The organism is Micromonospora globispora (genome assembly GCF_003857015.1).
GTDB classification, from domain to species: domain Bacteria; phylum Actinomycetota; class Actinomycetes; order Mycobacteriales; family Micromonosporaceae; genus Micromonospora; species Micromonospora globispora.
This window is the reverse complement of record NZ_QGGF01000633.1, coordinates 1-2,270: the sequence shown is the minus strand read 5'-3', so window position 1 is coordinate 2,270 and position 2,270 is coordinate 1. Positions and strand designations below refer to the sequence as shown.

3 protein-coding genes are annotated in these 2,270 nt (G+C 76.2%); 1 reads left to right on the top strand and 2 read right to left on the bottom strand.

Going from position 1 to position 2,270, the window contains the following annotated elements:
* Together DKL51_RS31135 and DKL51_RS31130 are read right to left on the bottom strand one after the other, a co-directional pair.
* The coding region (locus DKL51_RS31135; protein WP_260428739.1) for an MFS transporter at positions 1–651 on the bottom strand (651 nt) is incomplete at its 3' end.
* A gap of 83 nt (positions 652–734) precedes the next feature.
* Positions 735–1,061 carry a hypothetical protein gene (locus DKL51_RS31130; protein ID WP_423790677.1) on the bottom strand — a complete coding sequence of 109 codons (327 nt, stop codon included), beginning with the start codon at positions 1,059–1,061 and terminating at the stop codon, positions 735–737.
* A 164-nt stretch (positions 1,062–1,225) separates the two neighbouring features.
* Here DKL51_RS31130 and DKL51_RS31125 point away from each other — a divergent pair.
* Positions 1,226–2,270 (top strand): heavy-metal-associated domain-containing protein (locus tag DKL51_RS31125; RefSeq protein WP_221623269.1); only part of this gene is annotated, 1,045 nt, incomplete at its 3' end.

Below are 2,270 nucleotides of genomic sequence, written 5' to 3'. Positions count from 1 at the left end.
GGCCCAGCCGATCCGGGCCAGCGCGCCGGCCGGTGGGCGTACCGGTGCCGCCGCGCCGAGCGCCCGCAGGCCCGGCTGCATCAGCAGCACCGCCGGCACGGCGACCGCCGGCACCGCGAGGAAGACCCACCGCCAGCCGAGGTGCTCGACGATCAGCCCGGCCACCGCCGGGCCGACCAGCGACGGTACGACCCACGCCGCCGCGAACGCGGCGAACACCCGCCGCCGCAACTCCTCCGGGTACGCCTGGCCCACGATCACGTAGAGCGCCACCGAGAGCAGCCCCGAGCCGAAGCCCTGCACCACCCGGCCGGCGACCAGCACCCCCATCGTCGGGGCGCTCCCCGCCACGATCAGCCCCACCACGAACCAGGCCACCCCGTGCCACATCGGCGCCCGTGGTCCCCGGGCGTCGCACCAGATGCCGGAGACCACCATCGCGACCACGCCCGAGGCGAACGGGCCGCCGAAGGCGAGCGCGTACAGGGCCAGCCCGTCCAGGCTGCGGGCGACCGTCGGCATCGCGGTGCCGACCGCCAACGCCTCGAACGCCAGCAGGGAGACCAGGGCCACGCTGCCCACCGTCATGGCCCGCAGGCGCGGCGCGTACAGGTGCTCCCGAGCGGCGGCGGGAGCGGCGGTCGCGGTCACCGGCGGGCCGGAAGCAGGTCGATCAGCATGGGCTCAGCCTCCGACCTCAACCCGGATTTAGGTCAACCGGAGGGTGGGCCGGATCACGCCGACTGCAGCGCCTCGCCCAACCCCTTCACCAGCCCCGACATGTGCTGGTCGGCCAGCACATGACCGGCGGTGATCACCAGGGCCAGCGGCCACTCGATGACCTGGAGCGCGGCCAGCACGCCCAGCCCCGCGTAGTAGGCGAGCTTGTCCGGTGGCGGTACCGCCACCTCGCCGAGCATCGGGACGCCCACTCGTCGGTTGTACGTCCGGACCATCTCCCTGCCCCCGCTGAGCTGTCGCGTCAGCGTGCTCATCCCGGCCTCCCCACGGTCTGCGGAACATCGACGTCCGACCGGCATTCCACCGCCCACCCGGTCCATGCCCCGGCCAGCTGGCGAAACTTCCCCCGCCCGGCGGGCATAACGGACTCCCCGTCGGGAAGCCAGGCCGCCGGGACGAAGGGCGTGGGAGGCGAGATGGCGTACGGAGGGCGCGGCGGCAGCGGCACCGGGGAGCAGGGCCGACGGTTCGGCCGTACCCCTCGATGACGTCCCTGGGCCGGGTTGCCGGCCGCCTCCTGCCGCCGGTCGGCGTGCCGGATGCCGTCGCCGGCGCGGCCCGGTCCGTCGCGTCGGTCGTGCCCGCGGTGGCCCGCACCGCCGGTGCCGCCGTACCGCGCGCGGTCGGCCAGGTCACTCGGACCGTCGCCGCCGTACCGCAGGCGGTCGGGCAGGGCACCCGGACCGTGGGCGATGCCGTACCGGAACCGGTGGCGGGCGCGGCCCGGAGCGCCGGTTCCGCGGCGGCCCGGCTGGCCCGGATGGCGGGGGTGACCCGGCGGCGGGTGTGGTCGCGCGACGGACGGCACCACATCGAGGTGCACGGCGTCTGCCAGGACGGCGGCGACCGGCTGGCCCGCCAGGTCGAGCAGGCGTTGGAACGACTGCCCGGGGTGGCCTGGGCCCGGGTGAACGCCCCCTCCGGCCGGGTGGTGGTGGCGGTCGAGGAGCCGAAACCCAAACTGCGCGACCTGATCGCCACGGTCGCCCGCGCCGAGCGGGTCTGCCCGCTCGAGCCGGACCCGGAGATCCCCCCACCACACCCGCCCGAGGAGGGGCCGCGCACACCCCGCACCCTCGGCGCCCTCGTCTCCGACGCCCTCGGCCTGACCATCTCGGCGGCCACCCGGATCCTGCCGTTCACCCCGGTCCCCGCCGAGGTGGCCGGCTTCCTGGCCGCGATCGACCTGCACCCGAAGCTGCACGCCCTCGCCGACCGGGGGGTACGCGCCGACCCCCGCGCCGACGTGCTGTTTCCGCTGGCCGAGGCGGTCGTCCAGGGCCTGAGCGGGGGCTGGACCGGGATCGTGGTGGACAGTGCGCAGCGGGTGGTGCAGTGGGGCGAGGCGCGGGCGCAACTCTCCGCATGGGCGAAGGCCGAGCCGAGACTGACCGGTACCCCGGAACGGGCTGTCGCCCGGGTACCCGACGGCGAGCGCCCCTGCCCGAAGCCGGACGGCCCGGCGGAGCGGTACGTGAGCCGGACGCTCGCCGCCGGGGCGGCGGTCGGCGCGGCGGCGGTACCGGTGG

Excerpts from the sequence above, each read along its gene's own strand:
- DKL51_RS31130 (WP_423790677.1), bottom strand. The coding sequence starts at position 1,061 with ATGGACCGGGTGGGCGGTGGAATGCCGGTCGGACGTCGATGTTCCGCA.